Source organism: Nocardia araoensis NBRC 100135 (genome assembly GCF_000308435.1).
Classification (GTDB): domain Bacteria; phylum Actinomycetota; class Actinomycetes; order Mycobacteriales; family Mycobacteriaceae; genus Nocardia; species Nocardia araoensis.
In genome coordinates this window covers 42,799-66,843 of sequence record NZ_BAFR01000002.1, presented here as the reverse complement: position 1 = coordinate 66,843, position 24,045 = coordinate 42,799, and the positions used below count along the sequence as shown (strand labels likewise).

General features: G+C 68.3%; 23 protein-coding genes. 12 read left to right on the top strand and 11 right to left on the bottom strand.

Annotated features, from left to right (window positions below):
* The first annotated feature begins 579 nt into the window (after nucleotides 1-579).
* Entirely contained in the window at nucleotides 580-1,506 is a 927-nt protein-coding gene (locus ON21_RS00430; protein ID WP_245562375.1) for a helix-turn-helix domain-containing protein, read from the top strand.
* Nucleotides 1,503-1,697, top strand: a complete 195-nt coding sequence (locus tag ON21_RS00425; protein ID WP_039794249.1) for a DUF397 domain-containing protein — start codon at nucleotides 1,503-1,505, stop codon at nucleotides 1,695-1,697. The genes ON21_RS00430 and ON21_RS00425 overlap by 4 nt, the downstream gene beginning before the upstream one ends.
* A gap of 265 nt (nucleotides 1,698-1,962) precedes the next feature.
* On the opposite strand, the gene ON21_RS00420 is transcribed toward ON21_RS00425, so the two are convergent.
* Nucleotides 1,963-3,156, bottom strand: coding sequence for a glycosyltransferase (locus tag ON21_RS00420; protein WP_039794248.1), 1,194 nt, complete (start codon nucleotides 3,154-3,156; stop codon nucleotides 1,963-1,965).
* A 384-nt stretch (nucleotides 3,157-3,540) separates the two neighbouring features.
* On the opposite strand from ON21_RS00420, the gene ON21_RS00415 reads away from it, so the two are divergent.
* Nucleotides 3,541-4,356 (top strand): alpha/beta fold hydrolase, encoded by an 816-nt coding sequence (locus tag ON21_RS00415; RefSeq protein ID WP_039794247.1) that lies wholly within the window; start codon nucleotides 3,541-3,543, stop codon nucleotides 4,354-4,356.
* A 142-nt stretch (nucleotides 4,357-4,498) separates the two neighbouring features.
* Nucleotides 4,499-4,906 (top strand): hypothetical protein, encoded by a 408-nt coding sequence (locus tag ON21_RS00410; protein ID WP_039794246.1) that lies wholly within the window; start codon nucleotides 4,499-4,501, stop codon nucleotides 4,904-4,906.
* 75 nt (nucleotides 4,907-4,981) lie between these two features.
* Here ON21_RS00410 and ON21_RS00405 read toward each other — a convergent pair whose 3' ends face one another.
* Complete coding sequence (locus ON21_RS00405; protein WP_039794245.1) at nucleotides 4,982-5,725, bottom strand: lysophospholipid acyltransferase family protein; 744 nt, start codon at nucleotides 5,723-5,725, stop codon at nucleotides 4,982-4,984.
* A gap of 11 nt (nucleotides 5,726-5,736) precedes the next feature.
* Complete coding sequence (locus tag ON21_RS00400) at nucleotides 5,737-6,486, bottom strand: lysophospholipid acyltransferase family protein (protein WP_039794244.1); 750 nt, start codon at nucleotides 6,484-6,486, stop codon at nucleotides 5,737-5,739.
* Nucleotides 6,487-6,562: 76 nt separating this feature from the next.
* Between ON21_RS00400 and ON21_RS00395 the strand changes: the two genes are divergently transcribed.
* Both ON21_RS00395 and ON21_RS00390 read left to right on the top strand, forming a co-directional pair.
* Complete coding sequence (locus tag ON21_RS00395) at nucleotides 6,563-7,525, top strand: hypothetical protein (protein WP_086006332.1); 963 nt, start codon at nucleotides 6,563-6,565, stop codon at nucleotides 7,523-7,525.
* Between the two features lie 42 nt (nucleotides 7,526-7,567).
* A complete protein-coding gene (locus tag ON21_RS00390; protein ID WP_039794243.1) occupies nucleotides 7,568-9,106 on the top strand; it encodes a Rieske 2Fe-2S domain-containing protein in 1,539 nt (512 codons plus the stop codon).
* A 54-nt stretch (nucleotides 9,107-9,160) separates the two neighbouring features.
* Here the strand turns inward: ON21_RS00390 and ON21_RS00385 are convergent, their stop codons facing one another.
* From ON21_RS00385 to serS, 6 genes are all read right to left on the bottom strand, one after another.
* On the bottom strand, nucleotides 9,161-9,502 hold the full coding sequence (locus ON21_RS00385) for a BP74-related protein (RefSeq protein ID WP_039794242.1): 342 nt from the start codon (nucleotides 9,500-9,502) through the stop codon (nucleotides 9,161-9,163).
* A gap of 166 nt (nucleotides 9,503-9,668) precedes the next feature.
* A complete protein-coding gene (locus ON21_RS35555) occupies nucleotides 9,669-10,694 on the bottom strand; it encodes a MauE/DoxX family redox-associated membrane protein (RefSeq protein ID WP_169332657.1) in 1,026 nt (341 codons plus the stop codon).
* A 55-nt stretch (nucleotides 10,695-10,749) separates the two neighbouring features.
* The gene (locus ON21_RS00375) at nucleotides 10,750-11,691 is read right to left on the bottom strand and encodes a DMT family transporter (RefSeq protein ID WP_083880317.1); all 942 of its coding nucleotides are present in this window, start codon (nucleotides 11,689-11,691) and stop codon (nucleotides 10,750-10,752) included.
* A gap of 81 nt (nucleotides 11,692-11,772) precedes the next feature.
* A complete protein-coding gene (locus ON21_RS00370) occupies nucleotides 11,773-13,149 on the bottom strand; it encodes an MFS transporter (protein ID WP_039794240.1) in 1,377 nt (458 codons plus the stop codon).
* Between the two features lie 170 nt (nucleotides 13,150-13,319).
* A complete protein-coding gene (locus ON21_RS00365) occupies nucleotides 13,320-15,107 on the bottom strand; it encodes a putative bifunctional diguanylate cyclase/phosphodiesterase (protein ID WP_245562374.1) in 1,788 nt (595 codons plus the stop codon).
* 175 nt (nucleotides 15,108-15,282) lie between these two features.
* Nucleotides 15,283-16,545: a serine--tRNA ligase gene (serS, locus tag ON21_RS00360; RefSeq protein ID WP_039794237.1), complete on the bottom strand. Its 1,263-nt coding sequence runs from the start codon at nucleotides 16,543-16,545 to the stop codon at nucleotides 15,283-15,285.
* A 92-nt stretch (nucleotides 16,546-16,637) separates the two neighbouring features.
* Here serS and ON21_RS00355 point away from each other — a divergent pair, with 92 nt between their 5' ends.
* From ON21_RS00355 to ON21_RS00330, 6 genes are all read left to right on the top strand, one after another.
* Nucleotides 16,638-18,338: an aldehyde dehydrogenase family protein gene (locus ON21_RS00355; RefSeq protein ID WP_039794235.1), complete on the top strand. Its 1,701-nt coding sequence runs from the start codon at nucleotides 16,638-16,640 to the stop codon at nucleotides 18,336-18,338.
* Between the two features lie 64 nt (nucleotides 18,339-18,402).
* On the top strand, nucleotides 18,403-19,542 hold the full coding sequence (locus ON21_RS00350) for a septum formation family protein (RefSeq protein WP_039794232.1): 1,140 nt from the start codon (nucleotides 18,403-18,405) through the stop codon (nucleotides 19,540-19,542).
* A 10-nt stretch (nucleotides 19,543-19,552) separates the two neighbouring features.
* On the top strand, nucleotides 19,553-19,903 hold the full coding sequence (locus ON21_RS00345) for a metallopeptidase family protein (protein WP_039794231.1): 351 nt from the start codon (nucleotides 19,553-19,555) through the stop codon (nucleotides 19,901-19,903).
* Between the two features lie 164 nt (nucleotides 19,904-20,067).
* The gene (locus tag ON21_RS00340; RefSeq protein WP_039794229.1) at nucleotides 20,068-20,379 is read left to right on the top strand and encodes a PE domain-containing protein; all 312 of its coding nucleotides are present in this window, start codon (nucleotides 20,068-20,070) and stop codon (nucleotides 20,377-20,379) included.
* Nucleotides 20,380-20,430: 51 nt separating this feature from the next.
* Complete coding sequence (locus ON21_RS00335; protein WP_039794227.1) at nucleotides 20,431-21,606, top strand: PPE family protein; 1,176 nt, start codon at nucleotides 20,431-20,433, stop codon at nucleotides 21,604-21,606.
* Nucleotides 21,603-22,430, top strand: a complete 828-nt coding sequence (locus ON21_RS00330; RefSeq protein ID WP_039794226.1) for an ESX secretion-associated protein EspG — start codon at nucleotides 21,603-21,605, stop codon at nucleotides 22,428-22,430. Before ON21_RS00335 ends, ON21_RS00330 begins: the two co-directional genes overlap by 4 nt.
* Before the next feature lie 19 nt (nucleotides 22,431-22,449).
* Here the strand turns inward: ON21_RS00330 and ON21_RS00325 are convergent, their stop codons facing one another.
* Nucleotides 22,450-23,118, bottom strand: a complete 669-nt coding sequence (locus tag ON21_RS00325) for a histidine phosphatase family protein (protein WP_039794225.1) — start codon at nucleotides 23,116-23,118, stop codon at nucleotides 22,450-22,452.
* Nucleotides 23,115-24,029, bottom strand: a complete 915-nt coding sequence (pheA, locus tag ON21_RS00320) for a prephenate dehydratase (RefSeq protein WP_039794224.1) — start codon at nucleotides 24,027-24,029, stop codon at nucleotides 23,115-23,117. Before pheA ends, ON21_RS00325 begins: the two co-directional genes overlap by 4 nt.
* Nucleotides 24,030-24,045 lie beyond the last annotated feature (16 nt).

Genomic DNA, 24,045 nt, shown 5'->3' with positions numbered 1-24,045 from the left:
CGAACAACCGCACCTCATCGGGCAGATCAGGCTGAATGAGGAAGGTCCACCGTCCCGAACGCGGATGCCCCACAATCGGCCCCAGCGCGACGCCACTGTTCTGCATGTGCGCTTTCACCGCCTGCCCGAGCCGAGTGGGCATCGTCATCGCCCACACCGACCCCGCTCGCATGACGATGCGCCCTAGTTCCGGCGGGTCGACCACAGCGGGCAGACCGCACTCCCGCCGGTAGAACTGGCACCGCGACCACGGTGTGTCTCCATACGTTTCCATCTGTACCCCTCTCTCGCACGTAGAAAGACGGTTGACGAGCGCCCGGCGCCGGCCGATCCGCGAAAGCGGCCAGCCCTCCGAGCACATGCGGCCAGCCCTCCGAGCACATGCGCAGCACAGCAGCCCCACTCCACGCATGGGTGATCCAATGAGTGATTCGCGAAAACCCCCTCGTTTTCCCAGGTGACCACCCATACTTGCTGTTCGGTGGCACCCGTGGCGCGGCAGCAGCGTCATCCACAGCTCGGGGGTGGGGCCACCCATGAATGCAGTGCTTGCCATCTACCAGAAAAGGAAATCAGCAAGTGGTCAAGCCGCTCACCAGGGGGAATTCGCAGCGCAACATCACTTCGTCGTCATCCATGGCGCGAACTCCCGGAGTTCCGCATCGGCAGCTGGGCCGCGTCCTACGCGCGATGCGCCTGGAATCCGGACTGTCGATCCTGATGGCCGCGAAGGCGATCGGTCGGGGATCCGGGACGCTGCAACGGCTCGAGACGGGCACCGCGAACAAGATCTCCGATTCCGACATCGACAGCCTGTGTCGGCTCTATCGACAGCCAGAGCGGGCAAGTGAGCTGAAAGCGCTTGCTGCTCAGCGCATGGAGCAGAGCTGGTGGGATGAGTACACCGACCAGGTCGCGCCTAGTTTCGGGGTATACCTCGGCTTGGAGTCTGCGGCCGAATCGGTGACCATCTACCGTCCGGACATCGTGTCCGGCTTATTCCAGACACGAGAGTATGCCGAGGCGTTGGACCGGTTGTACTTTGTTGAGGATTTGCCCGAAGAGCGAGAGCGGCGTCTTCGGGTACGACGGGAACGCCAGAACCTCATACTGCGCACCGTCGCCCCTCTCCAGGTCGACCTCGTGATCGATCAAGGAGTTCTGCGGCGAGTAGTCCACGGTCCGCGGGTGATGGCGAGACAGTGCCGCCACCTTGCCGACTTGCCGCCGAACGTGTCGGTGAGAGTGCTTCCCGACACTGCGGGTTACCCAGTAGGCACAACGGCTGGACCGTTCACGATCCTTGATTTCGGCACCGACAGCGAAGGCAAGGCCCTCGAGCCGCCTGTCGTGTATATCGAGAGTTATGCGGGCAGCATTCATCTCGAAAGGCCAGACAGCGTGCGCCGTTATCGCAATGCCTTCCAGAAGATTCAGCGGGTAGCGTTGGATCGAACCGAAAGCAAGCACCTGCTACGGCGGGTGGCAAAGGAGTACGCGCCATGAGCATGGACCTATCCGGGGCACGCTGGTTCAAGAGCAGCCACAGCGGCGGCAAGGACGATTGCGTCGAGGTCGCGCACCTGGAAGGCGGCATGGTCGGCGTGCGCGACTCCAAGAACCCCACCGGCGCGGCACTGGTGTTCGCGCCGGGCATATGGGACGCCTTTACCGCGCACGTGCTCCACGGCGAGTAAGACTGGTCGTGATCTGAAGCCCGGTACGGTGACGGGCGATCCGTCGCCACCGGGCCTCCTCGCATTACCTGGGATGAACGCGCTACGGTTCGTCGCTCTTCCATCCAATCGAGGACAGCGAGATCCAGGAATCCGTCCGCCTCCGTTTGCGACACCACACCGAAGGCCGGACGCAGCCCTACCTGGGCTGAGCACAGGCGTCTCCGCGAGGGGTCGGCACGGTCTCTCCGAGTCGCTCGGGGTACCAACGGTGCGGGTGGATATCTCACCTGATCGCGTCGATCAAAAGTTTCGCGGCCACCGCTGCCCCGTCCGAGCGGATCATGTCGCTCACTTCGCTCGCGCGCGCTCGGGTGGTGGATGCCAACGCGATGTCGAGGGCGGCGGACAACGACGCTGGGCTGGGTTCAGCATCCTCGCATGCCGCGCCGATGCCGAGATCGACTACCCGGCGCGCCCAGTAGGGCTGGTCCAGCATCTGCGGTAGCACCACTTGAGGCACGCCCGCCCGAGCGGCGGCGGTCGTCGTGCCCGCGCCGCCGTGGTGGACGACGGCGGCGACCCGGGGGAACAGCGCTTGATGGTTGGCCTCGTCGATGGCCATGCAGTCGGGCAGGTCGTCGATCAGGGCCAACTCGGCCCAGCCTCGCGAAAGAAGGACTCGGCGGTCGTGGGCACGGATCGCCGAGATCGCCGCCTGGGCGATTCCGCTGCGCATCGGCATGCTGCCGAACCCGACGTATACCGGCGGTGTGCCCGCGTCCAGGAAAGCCGACAACTCGGTGGGCAAGGGACGTTCGTCGGGAACGATCCAGGCACCGGTCTGCACGACGTTCAGTGCCGGCGATTGCGGCCATGGACCCAGCACCGGATCCGCGGCCAGCCACGGACTCTCGGTGATGACGTGGTCGCGTACGTCGGTTACCGGCGCCAGCCCGAGCGCCGCCCGGCCGGTATTGAGCGCGTGGCCGAACTGGGCGTTCCAACCGTGGGTGTCGATTTCCCACAGCAACTGGTTCGCGATCGCCTCGGGTGCGGGTCGATCGCCCGGCAGCGGCATCGGTGGGTGATGTGGCGAGGGCAGGCTGGTCGGCTGGTAGCTCACGTACTGGTAGTGGATGCCGAGTTGCTCGGCGACGGACCGGGCCGCGATCTGGGCCACGCCGGTCGCCACCACCACGTCGCAATCCGCGGCCGCTGCGGAGATCGTGTCGAATTGGATTCCGGGCCAGTCCGCCACATACCGCGACAGCTCGGCCCTCGACGGCCTGCCGGCTCGCGAACCGGCCTTCAGCGGCCCCAACGGCACCATCGGCACGCCCAGGTCAGTGCAACGCGGGGCGATGTCCGGTGGCGCGCACACCCGCACCTGCGCTCCGAATTCCCGCAACCACAACCCGAGCCCCAACATCGGCTCGATGTCGCCGCGTGACCCGCTCGCCGTAAGCAGCACCCGCACGGGTCACCGACCATTCGCGGCTGAATCGACACTCGGGTACCTGGTCCGAACGAAGTCATCGATGCCGCCCATACCGACCATCATCGAGCTGAAAGACGTTGCAGCGCAGCCGCATCCGTTCCCAGCACGGGGAACCCGCGATGCGGCACCGCAGCCGTTCCCGGACGCGGATCGCGGCAGGTCGGATACCGAGATGGGGCGGTGCGGAAGGTCCGGTCATCGCCGATGTGTTCGAGTGGCACCCGACGCGGCGGGCGGGCCAGGCGACGTCGGCAGCAGTCGCGCAGCGCCCGCAACCTGGCGTGACCAGGTGGAACGCCGTGTCAGCGGCCGTATCAGGTCGGTGTCAGGGCGGCGTCAGGCCGGGCGCCGAGAGTAGTCGCCATGACGAAGAACAGCACCTCATCGACCACTTCGAAGTGGACCGGCATGGTGCCGGTCGAAGACACGGCACTGGCCGTCACCGACACCGGCGGTCCCGGTATCCCGGTGGTCTACTGCAACGGCCAGTTCGCCACTCAGGGTTACTGGCGGCGCGTAATCGCCGAACTCGGTTCCGAGTTCCGGCACATCACCTATGACGAGCGGGCCCGCGGCAAATCGCGGCGCTCGGCGGACTATTCCTTCGAAGCCGCCGTCCGGGATGTCGATGCCGTCTTGGCGGCGCGGGGTGTGGACCGGGCGCTGCTGGTGGGCTGGTCCTACGGAGCAGTCGTCGCGGCGCACTGGGCCGATCGGAATCCGGACCGTGCCGTGGGCGCCGTCCTGGTCGACGGCGCATTCCCCCATGACTGGCTCGACGAGGCCATGGAGCAGCGGATCCGCAAGCTGTTCAAGCGGCTGAACTGGTTCATGCCGCTGGTGCGCCCGACCGGCCTGGCCCCGCGAATGACCGCAGCGCAGCAGGCCGAGAGCAACATCGAGCTCGGCAGGCTCTCCCGCGAGAGCGAACTGGGTCCCGTGCTGGACGACATCACCGTGCCGGTGCGGTATGTGGTTGCTTCGGGGACGTCGTTCGGAAGCCGCGGTGACGAGCAGGAGCGGATCCGCACCAGTCTCGACGGGGTGCTCACCCGCAACCCGAACATCCAGATCAGTGCGAAGGTCGCCAGCAATCACGGCGCCCTCCTGCGCAAGGACTTCCGCGCCATCGCCGATGCCGTCAGGGAGACCGCGGCGGTGAACTCGCAGACCCGATAGACGACCGGTCGGGCAGCCGCGTCCGCCGAGGCCACGACCTACCGGTCCGTCCTCATCAGTCCGGATACCGCCGACACCGACCCGGCCGCGGTCCGTCACCCATTACCACGTTTCAGCACAACATTCGAAGGAGCACACCACCATGTCCATCACCCTGACCGACCAGGACAAGGCCACCGTCCGTACCGCCGCCTACGGCGCCGTCTCGCTCATGGCCGCCGCCGACGCCACCGGCTCGCCGCACAAGGCCGCCACCCAGGGCAGCATCGCCCTGTCGTCGGCGACCGGCCTGGTCGGGCACGTACTCGCCGCGAAGTCGAAGGACATCACGTTGAACGGTAAGAACGTCGCCGAACTCGCCGACCACGTGTTGCCTGCCCTCACCGCGGCTATGAGCCTGCTCCGCAAGCAGGATCCGACCGAGGCCGACAACTTCCGCAGCACCGTCCTCGTCGCCGTCGACGCGGCCGCCGGAACTCACAAGGGCGGCCCCAGCCCCGTTCTGGCCGAGATGGCCCGCAAGATCACCGCAGCCCTCGACGCCGCCTGATCGGATGCCGACCCGCACCTGTCACGAGGTCCTTCCCGGACCTCGTGACACGGCAGCGTGGCGAGTAGAGAGCCGTCACCGCGCCTTCGCGCGCCGCCGCCGCTCCATCTCCTCGCGCTCCAGCACCGCCGCCTCCGCGAGGGTCGGGGCGGTCCCGCCGAGTCGCACGGGAACCCACCGCGCGCCTTCGACCATCGGATAGTCGCGTTGGGCGCGGTCCAAAAGCTCACTCATCCGGGCGCGCAGGGTGGCGGTCAATTCCTCGGTCGGCCCGGCCGGTGGGATCGGTGCGCCGATGCGGATGTTGATCGGGAAGTTGTGACGGCCCAGTTGTTTCGGGATGTCCTTCGTCCAGATCCGGTGGGCGCCCCAGATGATCATGGGAACGATCGGGGCATCGGCTTCGATGGCCATCCGCGCCGCGCCGGACTTGAATTCCTTCAGCTCGAAGCTGCGGCTGATCGTCGCCTCCGGATAGACCACGACCACCTCGCCCTCGCGCAGAGCGGTCACCGCGCGGGCATACGATTCGGCCCCCGCCGTGCGATCGACGCCGATCGCCTTGCAGTGCTTCATGAGAAAGCCGACGATGCCGTGCTCGAGCTCGGCCTTCATCATGAATCGGACGTTGCGGCCGGAATTGCGCCCGACCAGTCCGACCTCCATGAAATCCAGATAGGCCGTGTGGTTCACGGCCAGCACCGCGCCGCCGGAGCGCGGGAAGTGCTCTTGGCCCTCGATATCGATGCGCAGGCCCTGAGCGAAGAAAATGGCGCGGGCCAAGCCGGTGAGAATGTCATAGACCGGTTCGCGCGCCATCACACCTCCCGTTACTGCCCCGCCGCGTTCTTGCGCGCGGCCTTGGCCTCGGCCTCGGCGGCATCCATCGCGTCCGCCTCTTCCAGCGTAGGAGCGCTGCCGCCGAGCCGGGCCGGAACCCAGTACGCACCGGGCTCGTGCACGTAGTCCTTCTGCAGGTCGGCCAGCATTTCCTGCATGGTCGAACGCAGCTTGGCGGTGAGTTCGGCGGCGGGCTCGAACGGCTGGATCGGCTCGCCGACCGCGATCGAGATGGGCGTGTTGGTGCGGCCGAGCCGCTTCGGGAACCCCTTCGTCCAGACCCGCTGCGCGCCCCAGATGACGATCGGGATGATCGGCACCTCCGCTTCGATGGCCATGCGCGCCGCGCCGGACTTGAATTCCTTGATCTCGAAACTGCGGCTGATCGTCGCCTCGGGGTACACGCCGACCAGCTCGCCGCGGCGCAGGTACTCCACCGCGGCCTTGTAGGAATCCGCGCCGGCCGAACGGTCCACCGGGATGTGCTTGAGCGCGCGCATGATCGGGCCGGAGATCTTGTCGTCGAAGACCTCCTTCTTGGCCATGAACCGGATGTAGCGCTTCGGGGTGCGCACCGGCAGGCCCGCGTAGGTGAAGTCCATGTAGCCGGTGTGGTTCACCGCCAGCACGGCGCCACCTCGGGCGGGAATGTGTTCATCGCCCTTGACGGTGAACTTCAGACCTTCGATGAAGAAGACGGTACGGGCGAGGCCGATGATCGTCCGGTAGACGGGTTCCACAAGTCCGCTAGCGTAGTCGCTGCTCGTCCCCATCGGCAGTTCGCCGCCACCGCGCGCCGCGCCGGAGCGAGGACGCATGAGCAGCCCCGACCGCACGTCCGGAGAGAAGAGGATCGTCGAAGTGGAACGCGCCCGATCGGTACCGCGCGAGTACGACCGCAGTGCAGCACGCGAGCGGAACCGGGCCGGGCGAGCGACCCGCGCCGCGCTGGTCGGCGGCTCGGCCCTGATCGCGGCGATCGCGCTGACCGGATGCGACTCCGTCGTCGGCATTCCGGAGGAGACCCCGCCGCAGGCGGCCGCTCGCACCACGCCGCCCGCCGCCGTCCCGGCCACGCCCCCGCCGAGCACCTCCGCGCTTGCGCCGGTCCCCGCCGACGCTCCACCGGTCGGCGCGGTCGCTGGACTGCCCGCCGCCGCACCGGCGATGCGGCGCTGGGCCGCCGACCTGCGCTCGCACACCATCGCCGAGATGCAGGAGAAGTGCTGGGCCATCGCGCCCAGGAACGTGGCCGAGATGTACGGCGACCAGCAGGCCGTCCTCACCGCGTTGGCCCAGCCCGGCACGGCGACCGAGGACACCGTCGTCTGGAAGAGCCCGGCCACCACCGTCGCCGTCCAGCGCGCCGAGATCGAGACCGGCTACGCCTGTCCGCGCGTCGCGACGGCCGGTGCGGAGATCGCCTACAACGACGCCGACGCCCGGCACACCGTGCGCCGGTACCTGTCCCGCTTCGTCGGCACTCCGCTCGACCCCGCCGACAAAGAAGGCGACTACCCTCTGATCTGTAAGGCGTCCCCGGCGACCTGGGATCCCAAGGGCACCGGGCGTCCGAGCCCCGCGCCGCTGGCGAACAACCAGGGCGTGCTGACCGGGGCCACCGAGTTCGCCGACCAGCAGATCCGGTCGGAGCAGGTGAACACCGACTACATCGCGGTGCTCGTGCCGGTGACCAACTCCTCCGGTGTGACGCAAACCCGCACCTTCACCTTGCGCTCCGGGACGGACGGCTACTGCATCGGCGATGTCTCGCCGTAACTACTACCCTGGTTGGCTGGTAAACAGCAGGAGGAGCAGCTAGTGCAGATCACCAGCGTCGGACACGCCGGATTCCACATCCGCACCGCGGCCGGGTCGATCCTTTGCGATCCCTGGGTGAACCCCGCGTACTTCGGTTCCTGGTTCCCGTTCCCCGACAACACCCAGCTGGACTGGGACGAGCTGGGCGCATGCGACTTCCTCTACGTCTCGCACCTGCACCGCGACCACTTCGACGCGAAGACGCTGGCCGAGCACGTGAACAAGGACGCCACCGTGCTGCTGCCGGACTATCCCGTGCCGGACCTGCGCCGCGAGCTCGAACAGCTGGGCTTCCACAAGTTCTTCGAGACCGAGGACTCGGTCAAGCACACGGTGACCGGCCCAGGCGGGGACCTGGACGTCATGATCATCGCGCTGCGCGCGCCCGCCGACGGCCCGATCGGCGACTCCGGCCTCGTGGTCTCCGACGGCGAGACCACCTGCTTCAACATGAACGACGCCCGTCCGGTGGACATGGACGTGCTGCACGACGCCTTCGGCCACGTCGACATCCACCTGCTGCAGTACTCGGGCGCGATCTGGTACCCGATGGTCTACGACATCCCGGCCCGCACCAAGTCGAACTTCGGCAAGCAGAAGCGTCAGCGCGGCATGGACCGGGCCCGCAGCTACATCGAGCAGGTCGGCGCGACCTGGGTGGTGCCGTCGGCGGGTCCGCCGGTGTTCCTGGACGACGAGTTGCGCTACCTCAACGACGATCGCGGTGACGAGGGCAACATCTTCCCCGACCAGAAGGTGTTCCTCGAGCAGATGGAGATCCACGGCAACGCGGGCGGGATCCTGATGATCCCCGGCTCGGTCGCCGACGTGCGCGGCGCCGAACTGACCCTCACCCACCCGAGCGACCCCGCGGAGATCTACGACAACAAGGCCGAGTACATCGAACGGATGGCGCAGCGCCTCGCCCCGGTGCTGGAGGCCGAGAAGGCGACCTGGGAGCGCGGCGATGGCTCGCTGCTGGAGCCGCTGCGGAAACTCTTCGAGCCGATCATGGCGCAGAGCGACGTGATCTGCGACGGCATCGGCTACCCGGTCGGCTTGGTGATCGGGGAGGAAACCGTCGTGCTGGACTTCCCCACGCGCACGGTGCGCGAGCCGGTGGAGGGCGAGGGCCGCTACCGCTACGGCTTCCGCATCGCTCCGGAACTGGTGCGCACGGTGCTGCGCGACCGGGAACCAGACTGGGTGAACACCATTTTCCTGTCCACCCGCTTCCAGGCCTGGCGCATCGGCGGATACAACGAGTTCCTCTACACGTTCTTCAAGTGCCTCACCGACGAGCGGATCGCCTACGCCGACGGCTGGTTCTCCGAGGCGCACGACGACTCGGCCTCCACCGAACTCAGCGGCTGGGAGGTGCAGCGGCGCTGCCCGCACCTGAAGGCGGATCTGTCGAAATTCGGTGTGGTGGAAGGCAATACTCTGACCTGCAACCTGCACGGCTGGCAGTGGGACCTGGAGTCGGGACGGTGCAAGACCTCCAAGGGCCACGAGCTGCGCTCGCGCAAGTTGGACTGACCGCGAGACTTCCGGCCGGCGGTTCCCCGTCGGCCGGAAGCGTTTGCCGACCGATTACCGGTCGGCGACCTCGCGGGTCAGCTTCGACGACCACGGACACCAGAAGCAGCCCGGCAGGAACGCGCCGCACGCCTCGTCCAGATGGTCGTTCACGTACATGATGCTGGCGTCGCAGACCTCGATCGCCATGGTGAAGAAGGTGATGGTGTCGGGGTCCAGATGGAAGTCCCAGCCCGGGTTGTAGGGGGCGGGCATCTTCCGGATCCGGCCCATGACGTGCACGGACATCTGCTCGTCACCCGACAGGATGCGGCGTGCCTCGGCGATCCGCTGCTCGTTGGTCAGCTGGATGATGAACTCTTTGCCGGAGTAGTCGGTGAATGCGAAGAGCGCCATGTCTATCCCCTCTTGTCGATGGGTCTGTGGTTGATGGATGGCGAATTCCGCACCGGTGCGAGTCGATCCTATCGGCGCACCGCCGATGATTTGCTAGAAATTTGCTAACCAGTGGATAACCGGACTGGGGTCGGTCTCGGAGGCAGAAAAGAGGTACGCCCCGAAACTAACGCGCGGCACCGGCCGGGATCTTGTCGCGCACCATCTTGCGCGGCGCTGTCCGCACCGTGCTGATCAACTCGCGGATCGCGATGCCTCCTCTGGCCACCGGCGCGGCGATACGTCCCTCGGGATCGATCAGCACGGCGGACGGCGTACCGCGCACCCGGTAGCGCAATGCCGCTTCGTTGCCCTGTTGTACGAGCGAGGGGATATCGCCCAACCCGTGCTCGGCTCCCCACGCGGCTTGCTCGGCGGCATCGCCGTTCCCGACCGCGACGATCGCGAGGGCGTCACCGGTTCGCGCGCGCCAGCGGGGAAGTTCCCTGGCCAGCGCAGCACACAGCTCGCAGCCGGGATGCACGAAGACCAGCAGCACCGACCTCGCCGGGGCGAGCAGGTCCTCGAGCGTGGTCTTCGCTCCCTCGGGGCCGAACAGTTCGAATTCCGGCGCGACCGCGCCGACCGGCAAACCCTCCGCCCCCAGCGTCGACAACGCCTGCTCGTCCACCCGGCGGCGCAGCACGCGCAGCTGACCCGTCAACCACACCAGCACCGCGACCACGGCGGCGACCACCGCGCAGCCGATCGCGTTGTCGGCGGGCAGGTCCATCGGCACGCGCGGATGTGTCTGCGCGCCGATACCGACAGCCACCGCGAGCACCGCGAGAAGACCGTTGCGCACCAGCGTTTTCGGCCCGATCGGCGCGGTGCTCGCGGCGCCGAAGCAGGAACAGGAAGGATGCTCGCCGCGGCGCAGCAAGCGCGCGATCACCGTGGTGAACACGGCGAGCAGCAACAGCGCCGCAAGCGCCGCCGGGCCGCAAACCCACGGAAGCAGCACGCCGACCGCGATCATCGCCTCGGCGATCGGCAGTCCCAAGGCCACCGCGGGCGCCCAGCGCAGCGGCACCCCGAAATCATTCACCGCCTGCCGCGCCGCGCCGCGATCCGTCAGCTTGCCCCACGCCGACAGCCCGAACACGACACTCAGGCCGAGCCGCGAAACCCAGACACCGTATTCGATCAGCATGAGCGCACCCTCCCACATTCATGCGCTTCGGACATGAACGACTCGGCGAGTGTTCTCAGGACTGCGACCGAGTGGCGATGGCGACCGCGACGAACGTCAGCGCACAGCCGACGATCGCCGTGGCGGACAACCCCGCGCTGGTCGGGGTGAGCACGTCGAGGATCACGGAGGCCAGCAATTGCCCCGCCACCGAGGTGAGCCCGAGCAGCAGAACGCCGATCCAGCGGACCGCGAGGGCGGCGAGGGCGATGAAGGCGACGCCGATGAACCCGCCGAGATAGAGCCATGGCTCGGTCGGAAATCCGGCCGGGCCGCCCGAAAGCGCGAGGACAACGGCCTCGATGACCAGCAGTGCCGCCAGGCCGACGCAGAAATTGACCATCGCCGCCGACAGCGCTCCGCCGACCGCACCGACCTTGCCGTTCACCGCCTGCTGCCAGGCCAGGCCGATACCCGCCAGCGCGGGCAGCACGATCAGCAGCGCGGTCGGCGCACCGCGCAGGGCATCGGGCACCGAGAGACCGCCGTTTGCGCGCTGGTGTCCGAATCCGGCCACCAGCACCGCCGTCACCCCGAGCGCCGCACCCACGAGACGTACCCCTGTGACGGGCGTCCGCCCGCTCGGACCGAGCCCGAGCCGGTCGACGGCCAGGCTGCTGAGCAACTGCCCCGCGACGGTCGCCACGGTGAACGCGGTGACGCCGATCGCCGCGACCGTCAACCCTTGACACGCGACGAAGAACGCGCCGCAGAGCCCCCCGAGCAACTGCCACGGCCGCAGCCCGCCCTCGGCCAAAGCCAACCGCACCCGCCGCCCACCGTCCCGCAGCCGCCCACTCACCGCGAACGCCACCCCCAACACGACCAATCCCACCCCGAAACTGATCGTCGCCGCGGCAACCCCATCCTCCAGCCGCGCCCCCAACGCACCATTGATCCGCCCCTGCACCGCTACCCCAGCGCCGATCCCGAACCCCGCAACCAGCCCCAACCGCACCCCCCGCACGCTACCCAATCGTCGAGTGGTACATCACTGCGGCATTTCGCGAGAGAGCTCTCGATGGTGTGCCACTCGCAATCAGTGGCGGGGTGGGAGCCAGCGAGGGGTGAGGGCGGCGATGGCGAGGATGGAGGCGCCGAGCAGGGCCAGGAGGGTGGAGATGGGGGCGTGGAGGGTGACCAGGGCGGCGAAGCCGAAGACCGCTAGGGCGATCACCTCGCCCAGCAGGCCGGAGACCGAGGTGACGGTGGCTCGGGCGGGACCCTCGATGGCGTCTTGGAGGCGGGCGGCCGCGACGATGCCCGCGTTGTAGACGATGCCGTAGGAGATTCCGATCGACGCGAAGCCGAGGCCGGTCAGCAGGTACACCGCGTCCGGACGACCGGTCGCGAGGCCGGCGATCAGTGCGCCGCCGAGGAAGAGCAGGCCCGCGACGCCCACCGCGATCGACATCGTCCGGCCGGACATCCCTTCGGTGCGGCCCGCCAGCACCGAACCGGTCAGCGAACCGAGCACGGTGAGGCCGACCAGCAGTGGCACGACGGCCGTCGACACACCCGCCTCCTCCGCCAGCAGTGCGAAATACTCGTCGAACGCCGTGATCCCGAACAGCAGCGCCTCCAGCAGCACGCCGTAGCGCACCACCCGCACCCGAAGCGCTTCGCCCACACCGGCTTTCAGCATGGTGAGGTATCGCGCGAACGGTCTCGAGTGTGCCGCGGAGGTCTCCGAGGGGAACGCCGCGGGCTCCCCTGCCTCGTCGCATCCCTCGATCACCGCGACGGAACCGTTTCCATCCGCGTCCGGCCCCGGCGCGGGGACTTGCGCGGAGTGGCTCGCGAAACCGCGGCCGGGCGCATCACCGGCCGGCGCGGAGGATGCCGACTCCTCCTCTTCGAGATCATCGACGTCCGCTGCGGACACCGCCTTCGGCGCGGTGGGCAGCGACAGCGCGACCAGCGTGTGCACGGCAGCCAGAGCGACGCTGGACCAGCCGACAAGGGCATAGCCACCCACCAGATACAACGGCGTCGCGGCGACGATCGCGACGACGACGGCGGTTTCCGCACCCGCACGGGTGTAGCCGAGGATGCGCGGATACGTCGACGAGGCACCGCGGGCAGCGAGATCGTCGTACAGCAGTGCCTCGAAGGTGCCGGAGGCCAGGGCGCCCGAGGTACCCCACAGCACGAATCCGGCGGCGAAGCCCTCGAAGGACGGCGCCACCGTCCAGAGCGCGAAGCCAGCCGTCAGCAAGACGCCGCTGAGCACGAGCAGCCCACGCCGGGAAACCGTATCGGCCCACGCACCGGAGGGCACCTCGAGCAGGAACGAGGTCGCCGACCAGATGGCGAACAGCAAGGAGATCTGCCCCGTGCTCATGCCGTGATCGGCGAACAGCAGGGCATACAGCGCGTACAGCGGAATCAGTTCACCGGTGCTTTTGAAAAGCACCGCCCGAACCGTCAGCGAGCGCAGGCTGAAAGTACGCGCGCTACCCGTCCGACGGGCGCGCGTCGATCCAGCGAATCAATAGGCGTAGACGAGCAACCGCATGCCGTCAGCATGGCGATCCCTGCCTCACGACGTCAAGGGAATTACCGCTCGGCGGCCGTCGAACGGAATCAGGGCAGCGGCACCCAGCCGTTCGCGGGAACAGAATCGCCGTCGCCCAGCTCACCGTCGGTGACGCCGGGGCCGATCCGGCCCTTGTTCTCGTTGAGGTCGCTGATCAGCTCCGACACCGGATGCGAATCGCTGTAGTGATAGCCCTGCGCGAGCGCGAAGCCCAGTTCGGTGAGCACGGCGGCCTGGTATTCGGTCTCCACGCCCTCGGCGATGACCTGCAGGTCCAGCGCGTTGGAGAGCGCGGCGATCACGCCGAGCAAGGGCGGCGCGGGCGAGTCCGAGCGGATCGCGGCGACGAAGGACTGGTCGACCTTGAGGATATCGCTGGGCAGCGTGGCCAGCCGGCTCAGCGAGGAGTACCCGGTGCCGAAGTCGTCGATGGCGATGCGCACACCTCGGTCGCGCAAGGTATGCAGATTCTCGATCGCGGTCTGCGATTCGGCGGCCAGTTCGCTCTCGGTCACCTCGAGCACCAGCTGATCGGCGGGCCATCCCGTGGCGGCGAGAATGCCCGCCACCCGGTCGGCGTAACCGGTCTCGGCCAGCTCCAGCCCGCTGACGTTGACGTTCAGCGTCAGATCCAGCTGAGCGAAGGTCTCCTGCAACCGCGCGGCGTCCGCGCAGGCCCGGCGCAGCACCAGCTCGTCCAGATCGGCGATGAGGTCGTATTCCTCGGCGACGCGGATCAGGCCCTCGGTGGTGACATCCGGTTGCGCGCTCGACGACCAGCGCAGCAGCGCCTCCACACCGACCGCCTTGCCGCCGCCCTCGGTCAGGCTGACGATCGGCTGGTAGTGCACGTCCAGTGCGCCGCGGTCGATCGCCTCGCGCAGCTCCACCGCCAGCGGCAGCTGCCGGGAGGACTCCAGCACCGTCCGGTTGCGTCCGGCCTGCTTGGCCCGGTACAGGCCGACGTCAGCGCGGCTGACCAGCAGGGACCCGGATTCGCCCGGCTGCCAGGACGTCACACCGGCCGAGCAGCCGGTGGTCACCGCGGCGCGTAGCTGTTCGGTGAGCAGGATCGCAGCCTGCTCGGTGGTGTTCGGCAGCAGCAAGGCGAACGCGTCACCGCCGTAGCGCGCCAGGCGCTGATCGGGGGCCAGCAGTTTCGACCAGGTGTCGGCCACCCGCTGCAGGACGGCGTCACCGGCGCGGTGCCCGAGATGGTCGTTGATCTTCTGGAAGCGGTCCAGGTCGACCAGCACCAGCGCGAGTCCGTGCCCGGACCTGGTGGCCTGCTGGATAGCGGTGTTCAGCGCCCGGTCGAAGCCACGCCGGTTGAGCAGACCGGTGAGCACGTCGATATCGGCTTCGGACGCCATCCTGGTCAGGATTCCGACGACGACGCCGACACCGAAGGTCACACCGGCCGGAATCAAGCCCGACCACCACGGCAGCCCGGGCGTCACCGGCCGCGCGGGCAGCACCCACAGGCACAGCGCCAAGGCGAACGCGATATGGGCGGCGGCCTGCGACCAGGCGAAGAACAGCGCGGCATCGCACGCGATGAAGACATAGAACGCCGCGAGGCTGATCGCGCCCACGGTGTTCGGGAACGAATGCACCGCGATCGTCACCAGCACCGTCGCGATCGCCACGTAGACGTGGTGGATCGAATGCGGCAGCCGCGGCCCCCAGGCGAGCAGCGTGAGACCGAGCACCAGCGCCACCGCTGCCGCCCCGCCTACCAGCGGACGATTACCCTCCTCACCAGGGGCGATGGCGGTGATCAGTAGACCGAGCACCCCGCCCATGACGTAGAACGCCCCGGTGGTCCGAGCCATGACCATAGCCGTCGCCAGCGCAGACGCGGCCCGCACCCGGGTTCGGGTATCGCCGCGAGACCCGATTCCTCGCACGACGAATAGCCTAGACATAAGGAATCCCCCTGGTTGCCACATCCCGGGAATCCGGCATGGCGAACCAGCAGCTATTCACCTGAACGTAATTCGAGCGTAGTCAATTCGACGGTCGGAGCACGTCGGTACCGACGAACGGGACCAAGGCCTGCGGAACCCGGACCGACCCGTCGGCTTGCTGATGGTTCTCCAGAATGGCCACGATCCAGCGGGTGGTCGCGAGCGTGCCGTTCAATGTGGCGGCGATCTGCGGCCTTCCGTTCTCGTCTCGATAGCGGACGGCCAGCCGCCGCGCCTGGTACGTGGTGCAGTTGGAGGTCGAGGTGAGCTCCCGGTAGGTCTGCTGCGTCGGTACCCATGCCTCGCAGTCGAACTTGCGCGCGGCGGAACTGCCGAGATCACCGGCCGCGACATCGATCACCCGGTAGGGCACCTCGATCGCGGCGAGCATCTCCTGTTCCCAGGCGAGCAGGCGCTGGTGCTCGGCGTCGGCCTGGTCGGGCGTGGTGAAGACGAACATCTCGACCTTGTCGAACTGGTGCACCCGGATGATGCCGCGGGTGTCCTTGCCGTAGCTGCCCGCCTCCCTGCGGAAGCACGACGACCAGCCCGCGTACCGCTTGGGGCCGTCGCTCAGGTCGAGGATCTCGTCGGAGTGGTAGCCCGCCAGCGGCACCTCCGAGGTACCGACCAGGTAGAGGTCGTCGTCGGCGAGGTGGTAGACCTCGGCCGAATGCTGGCCGAGGAACCCCGTGCCCGCCATGACCTCCGGGCGCACCAGCACCGGCGGAATCATCATGGTGAAGCCGTTGGCCACCGCCTTCTGCGCGGCCAGCTGCAGCATTCCCAGCTGCAGCAACGCGCCGTAGCCGGTCAGGAAGTAGAACCGGGCGCCCGAGACCTTCGCGCCGCGCTCCATGTCGATGAGACCGAGCGACTCGCCGAGCTCCAAGTGGTCCTTCGGCGCGAAATCGAACTCCCTCGGCGTGCCGACGGTCTGCAGCACGACGAAATCGTCCTCGCCGCCCGCGGGCGCGCCGTCCTGCACCACGTTGGAGATGGCACGGTGCGCGGCGTCCAAGTCGGCGTCGGCGGCGTGCTGCGCGGCCTCCGCCTCTTTGACCTTGACCGACATCTCCGACGCCTGCGCCAGCAGGGCGGAGCGCTCCTCCTTGCTCGCCTTGCCGATCAACTTGCCCATCGCCTTGTGCTCTGCGCGCAGATTGTCCGCGGTGGCCACCGCGGCACGCCGCGCCGCGTCCGCCTCGAGCAGCGCGTCGACGAGGGCGGGGTCTTCGCCGCGGGCGCGCTGCGAGGCGCGGACCGCGTCCGGGTTGTCCCGCAGGAATCGGAGGTCGATCATGGGCCACCAGCCTAGTAGTCGGTGTGTTGCGCTTTCACGCCGATATCCCAGGATGCGGACCATTCACGCCGGATCGCGCGCATAGTTGGCTTGTGGGCACCCCATTCGACGAGACGGCCATCGACAACGCGCTGGCCGATCTCGCGGCGGGCGAGAAGGCGTGGGCCGGGACGCCGCTGCGCCGTCGCCGTGCGCTGCTCGACGAGATCCACGCCAGGACCGGCCGCTTCGCGGAGGACTGGGTGCGCGCGGCATGCGTCGTCAAGGATCTCGGCGCGCACTCTCCGCTGGTCGGCGAGGAGTGGATGTCCGGCCCGCTCGCCCTGCTGCAAGCCACGGACGCGCTGTCGGCGACCCTGGCCGCGCTGGAGGCCGGGCGGAGCCCGTTGGCGGGCAGCACGCTGCGGGCGGCGCCCGGCGGACGATTGGCTGTGCCGGTATTCCCGTTCGGCGTCTACGACCGGCTGCTGCTCAACGGTTTCCGCGGCGAGGTGTGGCTGCGGCCGGGCGTCGACGCCGATACCGCGCGCAGGCGGGCCGGGCTGGCCCAGCTGGATCCCACCGCGACCGGTGGGATCGGCGCCGTGCTCGGCGCGGGCAACATCACCTCGATTCCGCCGCTGGACGCGCTGTACGAGCTGTTCGCGCACAACCGCGTGGTCGCACTGAAGCTCAACCCGATCACCGACCCGATGTTCACCGTGTTCGAGATGGTGTTCGAACCGCTGCTGGAACTCGGCGCGCTGCGGATTCTCACCGGCGGCGCGGAGCAGGGCGGTTACCTGGTGCGTCATCCGGATGTCGCGCACGTGCACATGACCGGCAGCGCGCAGACCCACGACGCCATCGTGTGGGGATCCGGCACGGAAGGCGCTGAGCGCAAGAAGGACAACCGGCCCTTGTTGGACAAGCCGATCACCAGCGAGCTGGGCGGCGTCTCCCCGACCATCGTGGCACCCGGCGACTGGTCCGACGCCGATCTGCGTTACCAGGCCGAACACGTCGCCACCCAGCGGCTGCACAACGGCGGCTACAACTGCGTCGCCGCGCAGGCGGTGGTGATCAGCTCCGAATGGGACCGCAAGGACGAGTTCCTCGCCGAGCTGCGCTTGGCCATGGAGCGGGCGCCACAGCGCACGGCCTACTACCCGGGCAGCGACGCGCGGGTCGCCGACGCGCTGGCCTCGTATCCGGAGGCCGAGCGGCTCGGCGCGGGACGGGTGCTGATCGACGGACTGCCGCGAACCGGCTCGCCGCTGCTGCGCACCGAGTACTTCTCCCCCGTGCTCGGCGTGGTGGAGCTGCCCTACGTGGGCGGCGAGTTCATGCAGCGCGCGGTGGACTTCGCCAACACCGAGCTGACCGGCACGCTCGGTGCGAACGTGATCGCCCATCCGACGACCATGCGCAGGCTCGGCGTCGCCTTCGACCGCGCGATCGAGCGGCTGCGCTACGGCGCGATCGCGGTGAACACCTGGACCGGCCTGGCCTTCCTCGCGCCGCGGGCCGCCTGGGGAGCCTTCCCCGGGCACACCCTCGACGATGTGCAGAGCGGTATCGGCGTAGTGCACAACGCCCTGCTGCTCGACGATGTGGAGCGCACCGTGGTGCGCGGTCCGTTCCGGCCGGTGCCGCGCTCGCTGCTGGGCGGCGAACTCGCCCTCTCCCCGAAGCCGCCCTGGTTCGTCGACAACGCCACCGCCGCGACCACCGGGCGCAGGCTCACCGAGTTCTACGCCGACGTCAATCCCGCCCGGTTGCCCGGCGTCTTCCTTTCGGCCCTGCGCGGCTGACCGAGCCGCGCCGATCGGGCCAGGTCGTGGCACCACGGCACCGACGCTGCCATGATGGACCGCGATGTCCTCCGAACGTGTGCCCCGGTCCCCGAAGTCGCGCAAGCGTGGCGCGCCGTCGCGCGCCGACGCGATGCGCCGCTCGTTCGACTCGGCCAGGACGGCGCTTGCCGACAGCGAGCTGCGCGACCTGCACCTGTCGGCGCCCACCTTGCGCTGGGGGCTGCTCGCGGTGGCCGTCGGCGCCGTGGTCGCGGCCCTGGTGACGCTGTTCGTCACCGGCTTCGACAACGAGAAGGGCCTGGAGGCGCACAACCCCGGCGCACCCGCGCAGCCGGTGCTGGACAAGGAGTTCGGCACCGCGGCCAAGGGCGACTGCCTGAGCTGGACCAAGCCCGACCGCTCGGACCTGGTCAAGGTGAACTGCTCGAGCAAGCACATGTTCGAGGTCGCGGCCGACATCGACATGAGCAGGTATCCGGGCAAGGAGTTCGGCCCCGGCTCCCGGTTCCCGGACTCGCTGCGCCTCACCGAGCTGAAGGAAGAGCACTGCGTGCCGGCGGTGCAGAAGTACATGTCGGGCCGATTCGATCCGCGCGGCAAGTACATCGTCGGGCTGATGTACCCGAGTCCGGACGGCTGGCAGCACGGTGACCGCACCCTGCGCTGCGGCCTGCAGGTCGCGGCCAGCGTCGGCACCCCGCCTTCGGTCGGCAGCGCCACCGAGCACGACCAGTCCAAGGTGTACGAGCCGGGCGTGTGTCTCGGCATCAACCAGAACCTGCCCACCGATCCGGTGGACTGCGCCCAGCCGCACGCCGTGGAGATCGTCTCCACCGTCGACCTGGCCGCCCACTTCAACGGCGGTCCGCCCGCGAAGGACGACCAGGACAAGTTCGTCGAGGAGGAGTGCACGCGCACCTCGACCGACTACCTGGGCGGTCCGGACGTCATCCGGAACAAGACGCTCACGCTGTTCTTCGACTACATCGATGCCCGCAGCTGGATGGCGGGCAGCCGCAAGCTGGACTGCATGATCGGCAAGGGGGCCGACCGGGAGGGCTTCGCGCCGATCACCGGTTCGGCCAAGGGCGATATCCTGATCAACGGCCAGGCCCCGGTGCCGCCGCCGAACAACGGACGTTCCACTCCCGCACCGCTGCCCGGCGCCGCACCGCTGCCGCCGCAACCCCAGCCGAGGTAGCCGAGCGCCGATGCCCGTGACGATGTCCGACGACCGGTTCGAGAAATTGGTCGGCGACGCACTCGATCTCATCCCACCCGAACTGACCCGCGCGATCGACAATGTGGTCGTGCTGATCGAGCCGCGCAATCCGGAGGATCCACATCTGCTCGGCCTGTATCACGGCATCGCCCTCACCGAGCGCGACAGTCATTACGGCGGAGCGCTTCCCGACACCGTGACCATCTACCGCGAGGCGATTCTCGAACACTGCGGCGACGAAGCGGAAGTGGTGGAGGAGGTGGCGATCACCGTGATCCACGAGATCGCACACTATTTCGGCATTGACGAAGACCGCCTGCATCAGCTGGGATGGGGATAGTCTGAACCGAGCTGTATTGCGTACCACCAGCGGTGGGTGTGTAATCGGCACGGAGATCGAAAAGTTGGGGATTCGATGGAACCGATCGCGTTGCTGTCGCGTCCTATCACTCGAAGGGGGAATTCTCGTGGTTCCGCCCCACAGCCACTAGAAGGAGTCGAGTCATGGTTGGACATGTACTGATCGCACCCGAAGCCATTCTCGCCGCCGCGGCCGAACTCGACCTCGTCGCCGAACGTCTGGCCGCCGCCGCGGCGATCACCGCGCCCGCGACGCACGTGCTGCCCTCCGGGGCGGAGGAAGTCTCCTTCCTCAGCGCGAGCCATTTCAATCAGGGGGCGATGTCGCACGATCGCGCGATCGCGCAGGCGATTCTGGAATGCCACCACGCCGCGGCGACGCTGCGCATGCAGCTGGCCCAGCATGTCGCGGGCGACGTGGTCCGCGCCGCGGGCATCAGCGCCTTCCAGGTCTAGTTCCGCAAGCGAGATCCATCAGCAACGCTTTAAGCAGGGGAGAAGTCAAACATGGTTGCAGGAGTCACCGGGGTGATCTGGGCGGCCCGCCCGTCGGAGGTCAATTCGGCCACCCTTCACGCGGGCGCGCACGCGATTCCGATCTCGGCCGCCGCCACCGCTTGGGGCGGACTCACCGCCGCCTGGGTCGACGCGACGACGACCGTCGCCAGGGTGATGGCCGAGCTCGGCGTCGGAATGCAGGGCATCAACGGTATCGCCGCGCTGAGCAAGCTCACCGGCTTCCTCGGCTGGTCCGAGCAGCAGGGCGTGCAGGCGGCCGCGATGGGCGCCAAGGCCGCGGCGAACGCCACCGCCTACACCGTCGCCGCGCTGGCGATGCCGAGCCCGCCCGAGATCGCGGCCGTCAACACCGCCTTGGCCGCGTCGGCGAATCCGCCGGGCGTGTTGAGCGGCGCGTTCGAGGCCGCCGAGGTCGCCAGGAACGCCATGGACATCCGTGCCGCGCTTGTCATGGAGACCTATGAGGCCGCGACCAGCGCCATGGTCGCCACACCCGCCGAGTTCGTGCAGCCCCCCGCGATCGCGAAGGGCGCGGGGACGGCCAACCCCGAGCAGGCGGCGGACACCACGACCACCGAGGTCCCGGCCGATCCGATCCAGGCTGCCGTGGCCGCCACCCAGGCGTTCCTGAGCAACCCCGGCGTGGCGAGCGCCGCCACCCAGGCCGCTCAGGCCGTCGGCTCGATCGCCACCACCGGTGTCTCCACCGTCGGAAATGTCGCGGGCAGCGCGATCGCGGCGGCGACCACCAGCTCCGCGCCGACCTTCTCCGGCATGGCTCCCATGGCCATGGGTGTCGGCGCGGCGGCCACCGCGACCGGCGCGGCGACGCGTGCCGTGTCGTTCTCCGGTCTCGGTGCGGCGGCGGGTATCAGCAGCGGGTCGCTCAAGCTTCCAGAAGGCTGGGGTTCCAACGGCACGATCGGTGGCGGCACCACTGCGACCCAGGAGACCGTCGCGGTCAAGAGTGTCGAGGCGGCGCCGGTCCGGCCCGCCAACACCGGCAACGGCAACCCCTTGCTCGGTAACCAGGCGCGTAGCGACGAAGACGACGAGACCGAACACGACGGCAGGGACTACCTGCGGTCGACCGAACACTTCCGCGACGGCCGTTTCACCGCCGATGGGGTCATCGGCGGTGACCTCAGCGGGACGGTTAGGTGACCGTACTCGGTGCGGGCCGCGGCCCCTCGACGCTCGATGCGGTCGTTTTGTCGCTCGATGAGATGCAGTTTCTCGTGGAGAAACTGCAGATCGAGGTCCCCGTCGTTCTGAACGCTCGGGCACGGTACGACAATCTGACCGACCACAAAGCAGCGATGGACGCGGCCGCCGAGTCCCTCGCCCAGCGGGAACTCCTGATCGACGATGTGCTGCATCGTGATCTGGAAAATCGGCTGCGCGCGCTGAACCGGCCCCACTGGATCATCGCGCTGCGGTTGGTCGTCGATGGTTGGGTGAGCCGCTTTTGTCTGGCGAAGGGCGTCGACCTCCCGGTCGTCGCCCTTCGGGGGCAAGACTCCTACGTCATCGACGAAGCCGGAAACGACCTGCCAGGAACGGTTCTCGCCGCCCTCGGCTACGCCGAGCCGCTCGAGCTGTACGGCCTGAACGCCCCGACCGAAGAGCTGGCTACGATCTTCGGCGACACCGGTGACGCCGCGGCCACCGCGGAACGGCTGGCGAAGGTGGGCCACCCGGCCCAGGATGTGAAGACCTTGGCGGCGGCTCTGGTCGAGATCCACTCGTACGCCGAGATCGTCGGTGTGATCTACGGCGACGGCACCAGAGAGATAGCCGACAACCACATCGCCGTCTTCAATACTCGCGCAGGCCGCTTCATCGCGACGGCGAGCAGGTCCGACGACGGCGTGAAGTGGACATCGCTCAGCAGCGGGACTCCCGCGCGATTGCGTACGGCGGTGCAGGATCTGATCAATTTCCTACCGGAACGCGAAGAGTTCCCGCGGAATCCGAAGTTGTCCTGAGCGCACCGGACCGGCGTCGCTACCCCATGGGATCGTCCGAGGTCGGCGCGACCTCGTAGCCGAACGGCGGCGTGAACCGTCCCCAGCGAATGCACTCCCACCCGCCGTCCGGCATCGGAACCAGCTCGATGGTCTCGGTGTTGTCCAAGTGGTTGTTCGTGGTGAACGGCGGCCGCACATCCGCGAGCGTGCGGCCGACGAGCCGCATGGCAGCACCGTGACTGACCACCATCACGTCACCGTGCGCGTCGTCGTCCGGGGTCAGATACGTGTTCCGCAGCTCCCGGATCGCGGGTAGGAACCGATCCAGCACATCCTGGGCGGATTCGCCGCCCGGCACTCGCAGATCGAGATCGCCCTCGTGCCAGGCACGGTAGATCCGTTGGAAGGTCTGGTGCGCCTCCTCGCTGTGTTCTCCTTCCAGATCTCCGGCCTGAACCTCGTGCAGTCCGTCGAGGACCATGGCGGCGACACCGGTCGCCGCCTCGATGTAGCTCGCGGTCTGGCGTGCGCGCAGCGCCGCCGAGGAGAACAGCACCTTCGGCGGCCGGAGCAGGCCCTCACCGAACGTCTTCGCTTGTGCCGCACCGCGTTCGGTCAGCGGTAGCCCGGGAATCCGGGTGTCCAGCAGTTTGGCGACGTTGCCCTCGGTCTCCCCGTGCCTGACCAGAATCAACCTCCCGGTCATAGGTCCGCCTTCCCCTCTCTCAACTGGATCAACCACTCCGCATCCGCTTCATCCGGCGGTGGTGGCGTGCCGGTCGCGGAAGTCGCCGGCCAGGACCCGAGAAAGCGGATGTGCGCGGTACGGTGCAGCGCCTTGAGCGCCTCGGCCACCGCCGCGTCGTCGATGTGCCCGACACAGTCCAGATAGAAACGGTAGGTGCCCATGCCGGTTCGAGTGGGCCGGGACTCGATCCTGGTCAGATCGATACCGCGCGTGGCGAATTCGGCGAAGGCGCGCATCAGCGAGCCCGGGACGTTCGGCAGCTCGAGCACGATCGAGGTGCGGTCGGTTCCGGTGGCGGGCGGCGCCACCGTGGGCCGGGTGCACAGCACGAACCGCGTGATCGCCTGCTCGTGATCGGCGACCCCGGAGGCCAGCGCGATCAACCCGAGCCGCTCTCCCGCCAAGGCGGTCGACACGGCGGCATCCGCGTGGCCGGCAGCCACGTCCTCGGCGGCCGCGGCGTTGGAGGCCGAGGTGTAGGGCTGCGCCTGCGGCAGATGCCGTGCCACCCACAACCGCACCTGCGCGGCGGCGACGGGGTATGCGGCGAGGGTGCGCACGTCCGGTAGCGCCGTGCCCGGTTTGCCGAGGATCGTGAAACTGACCTCGAGTTCGGTTTCGGCGACGATCTGCAGGCGCGGACCGATTGCCAGCGAGTCGAGCGTCGCCGAGATGGACCCCTCGACGGAGCTCTCGATCGGCACCACCGCGCCATCCACGTCACCGGAGCGGATCAGGTCGAGCGCGGCGCCTTGGCTGGGCGCGGCAATCCGCTCGACGGGCCCGTTGAAGGTTCCCGAGGATTCAAGTTGGGCGAGGGCCATCTCGGTGAACGTTCCGGACGGCCCGAAGTACGCGATTCGCGGCACGGTTACGACATTACTT

What these genes read in the sequence shown, in the direction of transcription:
- serS (WP_039794237.1), bottom strand. Translation starts at nt 16,545, where the DNA reads ATGATCGACCTCCGATTCCTGCGGGACAACCCGGACGCGGTCCGCGCC.
- ON21_RS00365 (WP_245562374.1), bottom strand. Translation starts at nt 15,107, where the DNA reads ATGGCTCGGACCACCGGGGCGTTCTACGTCATGGGCGGGGTGCTCGGT.
- ON21_RS00345 (WP_039794231.1), top strand. Translation starts at nt 19,553, where the DNA reads ATGCCCGTGACGATGTCCGACGACCGGTTCGAGAAATTGGTCGGCGAC.
- ON21_RS00405 (WP_039794245.1), bottom strand. Translation starts at nt 5,725, where the DNA reads ATGGCGCGCGAACCGGTCTATGACATTCTCACCGGCTTGGCCCGCGCC.
- ON21_RS00340 (WP_039794229.1), top strand. Translation starts at nt 20,068, where the DNA reads ATGGTTGGACATGTACTGATCGCACCCGAAGCCATTCTCGCCGCCGCG.
- ON21_RS00350 (WP_039794232.1), top strand. Translation starts at nt 18,403, where the DNA reads ATGTCCTCCGAACGTGTGCCCCGGTCCCCGAAGTCGCGCAAGCGTGGC.
- ON21_RS00410 (WP_039794246.1), top strand. Translation starts at nt 4,499, where the DNA reads ATGTCCATCACCCTGACCGACCAGGACAAGGCCACCGTCCGTACCGCC.
- ON21_RS35555 (WP_169332657.1), bottom strand. Translation starts at nt 10,694, where the DNA reads ATGCTGATCGAATACGGTGTCTGGGTTTCGCGGCTCGGCCTGAGTGTC.
- ON21_RS00325 (WP_039794225.1), bottom strand. Translation starts at nt 23,118, where the DNA reads ATGACCGGGAGGTTGATTCTGGTCAGGCACGGGGAGACCGAGGGCAAC.
- ON21_RS00385 (WP_039794242.1), bottom strand. Translation starts at nt 9,502, where the DNA reads ATGGCGCTCTTCGCATTCACCGACTACTCCGGCAAAGAGTTCATCATC.
- ON21_RS00415 (WP_039794247.1), top strand. Translation starts at nt 3,541, where the DNA reads ATGACGAAGAACAGCACCTCATCGACCACTTCGAAGTGGACCGGCATG.
- ON21_RS00395 (WP_086006332.1), top strand. Translation starts at nt 6,563, where the DNA reads ATGAGCAGCCCCGACCGCACGTCCGGAGAGAAGAGGATCGTCGAAGTG.
- ON21_RS00425 (WP_039794249.1), top strand. Translation starts at nt 1,503, where the DNA reads ATGAGCATGGACCTATCCGGGGCACGCTGGTTCAAGAGCAGCCACAGC.
- ON21_RS00335 (WP_039794227.1), top strand. Translation starts at nt 20,431, where the DNA reads ATGGTTGCAGGAGTCACCGGGGTGATCTGGGCGGCCCGCCCGTCGGAG.